Source organism: Streptomyces sp. NPDC002057, assembly GCF_040296665.1.
Taxonomy (GTDB): domain Bacteria; phylum Actinomycetota; class Actinomycetes; order Streptomycetales; family Streptomycetaceae; genus Streptomyces.
The window spans coordinates 73,080-79,308 of the sequence record NZ_JBEOXR010000039.1 but is presented as its reverse complement, the minus strand read 5'-3'; the positions used below and the strand labels follow the sequence as shown (position 1 = coordinate 79,308).

8 protein-coding genes are annotated in these 6,229 nt (G+C 74.2%); 6 read left to right on the top strand and 2 right to left on the bottom strand.

Annotated elements, in window-relative coordinates:
• Positions 1-280: 280 nt before the first annotated feature.
• Entirely contained in the window at positions 281-1,021 is a 741-nt protein-coding gene (locus ABT129_RS26435; RefSeq protein WP_351906437.1) for an SDR family NAD(P)-dependent oxidoreductase, read from the bottom strand.
• A gap of 230 nt (positions 1,022-1,251) precedes the next feature.
• Between ABT129_RS26435 and ABT129_RS26430 the strand changes: the two genes are divergently transcribed.
• The 4 genes from ABT129_RS26430 (at position 1,252) to ABT129_RS26415 (ending at position 3,839) form a co-directional block, all read left to right on the top strand.
• Positions 1,252-1,860 (top strand): dihydrofolate reductase family protein, encoded by a 609-nt coding sequence (locus ABT129_RS26430; RefSeq protein WP_351906434.1) that lies wholly within the window; start codon positions 1,252-1,254, stop codon positions 1,858-1,860.
• A 77-nt stretch (positions 1,861-1,937) separates the two neighbouring features.
• A complete protein-coding gene (locus ABT129_RS26425; RefSeq protein ID WP_351906431.1) occupies positions 1,938-2,339 on the top strand; it encodes a hypothetical protein in 402 nt (133 codons plus the stop codon).
• A gap of 208 nt (positions 2,340-2,547) precedes the next feature.
• The gene (locus ABT129_RS26420; RefSeq protein WP_351906429.1) at positions 2,548-3,474 is read left to right on the top strand and encodes a DMT family transporter; all 927 of its coding nucleotides are present in this window, start codon (positions 2,548-2,550) and stop codon (positions 3,472-3,474) included.
• An 11-nt stretch (positions 3,475-3,485) separates the two neighbouring features.
• Positions 3,486-3,839: a hypothetical protein gene (locus ABT129_RS26415; protein ID WP_351906426.1), complete on the top strand. Its 354-nt coding sequence runs from the start codon at positions 3,486-3,488 to the stop codon at positions 3,837-3,839.
• Positions 3,840-3,960: 121 nt separating this feature from the next.
• Here the strand turns inward: ABT129_RS26415 and ABT129_RS26410 are convergent, their stop codons facing one another.
• Complete coding sequence (locus tag ABT129_RS26410) at positions 3,961-4,182, bottom strand: hypothetical protein (RefSeq protein WP_351906423.1); 222 nt, start codon at positions 4,180-4,182, stop codon at positions 3,961-3,963.
• A gap of 144 nt (positions 4,183-4,326) precedes the next feature.
• Here ABT129_RS26410 and ABT129_RS26405 point away from each other — a divergent pair, with 144 nt between their 5' ends.
• Complete coding sequence (locus ABT129_RS26405; protein WP_351906420.1) at positions 4,327-5,538, top strand: sensor histidine kinase; 1,212 nt, start codon at positions 4,327-4,329, stop codon at positions 5,536-5,538.
• Positions 5,535-6,206, top strand: a complete 672-nt coding sequence (locus ABT129_RS26400; protein ID WP_351906417.1) for a response regulator transcription factor — start codon at positions 5,535-5,537, stop codon at positions 6,204-6,206. The genes ABT129_RS26405 and ABT129_RS26400 overlap by 4 nt, the downstream gene beginning before the upstream one ends.
• Positions 6,207-6,229 lie beyond the last annotated feature (23 nt).

The following is a 6,229-nucleotide window of genomic DNA, read 5'->3' as shown; positions in this document are numbered from 1 at the left end:
GGTGGGCAAGGGATCGCCGATCAGCGGACCGTGGGCCGAGGCGGGCCGGACCATGTTCTGGCGGGCCTTCGGCCGGAAGACGGTCCCGGGGCTCCGAGCGGCCGACACCGCCCGCCCCGAGTCCCGGCCCACCCCATGGGCCGAGCGGGTACGACACCCCGCCCGGCCCACGAGGGCGCACCGACCGACAGCATCGGTGCGCCCTCACCCTCTTCCGGGGCCCCGGGCGCCCGGAGCCGGGCTCACCAGCGCCCCGGGCGCCGCCCCGCAGGGCCCGCGCTCACGCCGCGTACCCGCCGTCCACCGAGAACTCCGCGCCCGTCACGTACCGCCCCTCCGGCCCCGCCAGGAACGCGACCATCGCCGCCACCTCCTCCGGGGTGCCGAAGCGGCCCAGCGCCGTCACGGCCGCCTGGCCCTCCGCGTGGGGCCCGTCCGCCGGGTTCATGTCGGTGTCGACGGGGCCCGGGTGGACGATGTTGGCCGTGATGCCCCGCCCGCCCAGCTCCCGGGCGAGCGCCTTCGTCAGACCGGTCAGCGCCGACTTGCTCGTCGCGTAGAGCGTGCCGCCGGGTCCCGGCACCCGCTGGGTCATGCAGGTGCCGATCGTGACGATCCGCCCGCCCTCCGGCAGCCGCGGGGCCGCCGCCTGCGAGGCCAGGAAGGCGGCCCGGACGTTCACCGCGAGGACCCGGTCCACCTCCGCGAGGGTGAGGGACTCCAGGGGGCCGAGGACACCGACCCCCACGTTGTTCACCAGGACGTCGAGCCGCCCCAGGGCGTCCGTCGCCCACTCCACGGCGCCCGCCGCGTCCCCGGCGTCGGCCGCGTCGGCCCGCAGGGGCAGCGCCCGGCGACCGGTCGCCTCGATCCGGGCGGCGACCTTCTCGGCCATCGCCTCGTCCCGGACGTAGGTGAAGGCGACGTCCGCGCCCTCCCGGGCGAGGCGCACGGCCGTGGCCGCGCCGATCCCCCGGCTGCCGCCCGTCACCAGAACCGCCGTGCCGTTCATCGTGGACATCCCGAAACCTCCGTGAGAAGCGATAAGTGGTTGCGGGTTCAATGAAAGTCGGAAGCGCGCGCGGAGGCTGGCGGGAATCGGACCGCGACCCGGTCACCGGTCCCGCGCACGGATCGCCGGCGTCGGCACCGGGCACGGGTCACCGCGCTCCGGGCGTCACCGATGACTTTCGCCGGGCCGCGCGGTCGTCACTGGTGAGACACGATGGACCGGAGACGAAAGGCACCACCATGGCCACGCTCAGCCTCACCCAGTTCCTGACCCTCGACGGCGTCCACCAGGCCCCCGGCGGCCCGGACGAGGACCCCAGCGGCGGCTTCGAGCACGGCGGCTGGTCCGTCCCGTACGGCGACGAGGACTTCGGGCGGTTCATGACCGAGGTCTTCACCCGGCCGACCGCGTTCCTCCTCGGCCGTCGTACGTACGAGATCTTCGCCGGCCACTGGCCGAAGCAGACGGACCCCGCCGACCCCATCGCCTCCAAGCTGAACGCCCTCCCCAAGTACGTCGCCTCGACCACCCTCGACTCCGTGGACTGGGCCGGGACCACCCTGCTCCGCGGGGACGCCGTCGAGGAGGTCACCGCCCTCAAGGAGCGCACCGACGGCGAGATCCAGACGCACGGCAGCGGCGGTCTCGCCCGGACCCTCATCGACCACGACCTGGTCGACACCCTCCACCTGCTCGTCTTCCCCGTGATCCTCGGCACCGGCCGCCGGCTCTTCTCCGACGGCGTGCGGCCCACCGCCTTCCGGCAGACCGACGCCCGCACCACCGGCTCGGGCGTCGCCATCCAGACGTACGAGCTGGCCGGCCGCCCGGAGTACGGCAGCTACTGAGGCGCCGCCCGTCGCCCCGCGGAGCCCGCCGTGGGGCGACGGTGCCCCCGGGGCTCCCCGCCTGCTTGAATGCGGGCGTGATCGAACCAGTGTCTCTCGCCGTCGCCGCCGTGGCCGCCGCCCTCGTGGGGCGGCTGATGATCCGGAAGCGGCGGCAGCGGTCGGCCGCCCTGGCCGCGGGGGAGGCGGCCGGGGTGCCCTGCATGCTCAAGTGGGCGGCGCAGGGCTCCCGCTGGCGGGCCGGCCGTCTGCTGATCGGTGCGGGCCCTCCGGTCTGGAGGGCCTCCTGGGGCAGGCGGGAGGCCGCGCTGCCGGCCGATCTGCGGCGGACGGGGACGCGCCCGCCCTCCGTGCGCGAGGGGATCTCCATCAATCCGGGATCCCGGATCGTGGAGTACGCGTCGTCCGGCGGAACCGTCCTGATCGCCGTCATGCCGGACGAGGTGGACCAGGTCGTCAAGGCCCTGGAGACCCCCTGACCGACGAGGCCCCTGAGGGGAGAGTCCCCGACCCACGAGCCCTCCGATCCGCGAGCCCTCCGATCCGCGAAACCCCCGATCCCCGAGGCCCCCGATCGTCGCGGCCCGAAAGGTGTAGCCACCACAGGCCTCTCCCGGTACCGTGATCGCTCCATGTGCGAGCCGTCGAAGTCTCCACCCCATTGAGAGAGTTGGAGCAACGGCCGCAATGTCCTCGATCGCCGCCCCCGTGCCGGTCGCCGGCCCCCGTCGGGCCTGGCTCACCGATCTGCCCGTCCTGCTCGTCGCCGTCGTCTGGGGCACCAGCTACCTCGCCGCCAAGGGCATCACCACCACCCACACCGTCATCGCGGTCCTCGTGCTGCGGTTCGCGGTCGTGCTGCCCGTCCTCGTCGTCGCCGGCTGGACCAGGCTCCGGGCGCTGAACGCGGCCCAGTGGCGCGGCGCCGCGACCCTGGGACTGATCCTCGGCGGGATCTTCCTCCTGGAGACCTACGGCGTCGTCCACACCTCCGCCACCAACGCGGGCCTGATCATCAGCCTCACCATGATCTTCACCCCGCTCGCCGAGGCCGCCGTCACCCGGGTCGTTCCGCCCCGTGCCTTCCTCGCCGCCGGAGCGCTCTCCGTCACCGGTGTCGTCCTGCTCACCCAGGGCGGCGGGTTCACCGCCCCCTCCCTCGGCGACCTGCTCATGCTGCTCGCCGCCCTCGCCCGTACCGTCCACGTCCTGGCCATGTCCCGGATCAAGGCGGTCCGGTCGGCCGACTCGCTCTCCCTGACCACCGTGCAGCTCGGCTCCGCCGTCGCGGTCTTCGCCGTCATCGCGGCCTTCCCCGGCACGGGTGCCTCGCCCTGGACGGTGGCCCTGGACTTCGGCCCGCGCGAGTGGGCCGGACTGCTCTTCCTCTCCGTCTTCTGCACGCTCTTCGCCTTCTTCGTGCAGATGTGGGCGGTCCGCCGCACCTCCCCGTCCCGGGTCAGCCTCCTGCTCGGTACGGAGCCGCTCTGGGCCGCCGCCGCGGGCATCGCCCTCGCCGGTGACCGTCCCGGCGCGCTCGGCCTCGTGGGCGCGATCCTCGTTCTGGCGGGCACCAGTTGGGGCCGTCGGGCCGTCGACAGGGACGCCGGGTAGGTTCTTCGCTCATGCGTTCACTTGCCTACGACAACGAGTTCCGCGCCCGTGCCCGGCGCACCCAGGGCTGGGGCCTCGGCCTGCTCACCCTCGCCGCGCTGCTCTGGGTCTGGTTCGGCGTCCTGCTCCTCACGCCGTACGAGCCGAACGACAGCAGCAACACCTGCCCCGCCCTCCTCACCAGCGAGTACGTCCACGACAGGGCCTGCGAGGAGTCCCGTGACTGGCCCGAACTGGTCGGCGTCATCGGCGCGTCCGTCCCGCTCGCCGTGATCGGCGCCGTCCTCTACACCAGCGGCTCGGTCGCCCACCGCATGTCCGAGCACCTCGCCGAGGTCACCCGTATCGACTCCGCGAGCGCCTGACCACCCCCGGGCGCGCGCCCGCCGAGGGACCTCGGCGCCCCGGGCGGGACCTCGCACCCCGGGCCGGACCTCGGCGTCCCGGGCCGCGCCGCTGCGGACCCCCGGCACCCCGAAGTGACCCTCAGGACTTCGGCACCCGGTCCGACGCGATCATGACGACCAGGCCGAGGACCGCGATCACGATGTTGACGAACAGCTCCCGGCCCTCAAGGAACCCCACGTTCTCGGTGAGGAACCGGGTCACCCCGAAGAGCCGGAACCAGTCGCCCGTCAGCTCGCGCACCACCCCCGCCACGCCGAAGAGGGCGAGCAGGAAACCGGCGACCTCCAGAAACTTCTTCATGAAGTGATCATGGCGCGGCCGGGGGAGGGGCCGCGTCCGCCTCCCGTCCACGCTCCCGCTACCGAAGTATCGACCTCCGCGACTTCGGTAGCGTCCCGGCCGCCGATGCCCCGCACGCCGCCCCCGCCTGCGTACATTGCGGGCATGACTCGCACGGACCGGCAGCGCTGGCTGCTCCCCTCCGACCTGGTCGAACCGGGCGGGAGCGGGGCGGCCCGGCCCCGCCGTACCGTCCGCGACTGGATCGTGGACACCCTGCTCTTCCTGCTCGCCGCCCTCTTCGGCCTCCTCGTCGCGGATGTCAGCGCGCAGTACAACAGCGAACCGGTCGTCCTCTTCGACCAGCTCGCCGGCGCCGCCGCCTGCTGCGCCCTCTGGCTGCGCCGCCGCCGGCCCGTCGGACTCGCGGTCGCCCTCTCCCTGGCGAACGTGATCGCCCCCGTCGCCTCGGGCGCCCTCCTCGTGAGCCTGTTCAGCGTCGCCGTACGCCGTCCCTTCCGCGAGGTCGCCTGGATCGGGGCGCTCGCGGTCGTCACCTCCACGGTCCAGGTCTTCGTCCGGCCCGACCCCACCACGAACACCGGGCTCTCCATCGGGATCGGCTTCGTCCTCATCCTGCTCGTCACCGCCTGGGGCATGCTCGTCCGCGCCCGCCGCCAGCTCGTCGAAGCCCTCAGGGAGCGCGCCCGCCGCGCCGAGGCCGAGGCCGAACTGCGTGCCGCACAGGCCCAGCGGCTCGCCCGCGAGGCCATCGCCCGCGAGATGCACGACGTCCTCGCCCACCGGCTCACCCTGCTCAGCGTGCACGCCGGAGCCCTGGAGTTCCGCCCCGATGCCCCGCCCGAGCAGATCGCCCGGGCCGCCGGCGTCATCCGCGACAGCGCCCACGAAGCCCTCCAGGACCTCCGCGAGATCATCGGCGTCCTGCGCGCACCCGGCGAGAACGGCGACGGGGACCGCCCCCAGCCCACCCTCGCCACCCTCGGCGCGCTGATCGCCGAATCCCGCGAGGCCGGTGCCGAGGTCGTCCTCGACACCACCGTCGACGACCCGGCCGCCGCGCCCGCCGCCACCGGCCGCACGGTCTACCGCATCGCCCAGGAAGGCCTCACCAACGCCCGCAAGCACGCCCCCGGCACCCGGGTCACCGTCACGGTGCGCGGCCGCCCCGGCGAAGGCCTCACCGTCGACATCCACAACCCGGCGCCCGACGGACCCGTCCCGCACGTCCCCGGCTCCGGCCAGGGCCTCATCGGACTGACCGAACGCGCCGCCCTCGCCGGTGGCCGTCTGGAACACGGCCCGGCCCCCGGCGGCGGATTCTCCCTCCACGCCTGGCTACCGTGGCCCTCATGACCATTCGGCTGCTCATCGTCGACGACGACCCCCTGGTCCGCGCGGGCCTCACCCTCATGCTCGGCGGAGCCGAGGACCTGGAGATCGTCGGCGAGGGCGCCGACGGCCGCGAGGTCCCCGAACTCGTCGCCCGGTACGCCCCCGACGTCGTCCTCATGGACATCCGGATGCCCCACGTGGACGGGCTCACCGCCACCGAACTCCTCCGCGCCCGCCCCGGCGCCCCGGAGGTCGTCGTCCTCACGACCTTCCACGCCGACGAGCAGGTGCTGCGCGCCCTGCGGGCCGGCGCGGCGGGGTTCGTCCTCAAGGACACCGCGCCCGCCGAGATCGTCGCCGCCGTCCGCCGGGTCGCCGCGGGCGACCCGGTGCTCTCCCCGGCCGTCACCCGCCAGCTCATGACCCATGTCGCCGGGCAGCCGGAGCAGCCGCCGCGCGCGGCGGCGGCCGGCCGGCTCGCCGGACTCGCCGACCGCGAGCGGGAGGTGGCCGTCGCCGTCGGCCGCGGTCTCTCCAACGCCGAGATCGCGGCCGAGCTGTACATGAGCGTGCCGACGGTCAAGACCCACGTCTCCCGCGTGCTCGCCAAGCTCGGTCTCAACAACCGGGTCCAGATCGCCCTCCTCGTCCACGACGCGGGCCTCCTGGGCGAGGACGACCCGAGCTGACCGGGCCCGGGGGACCCGCCCAG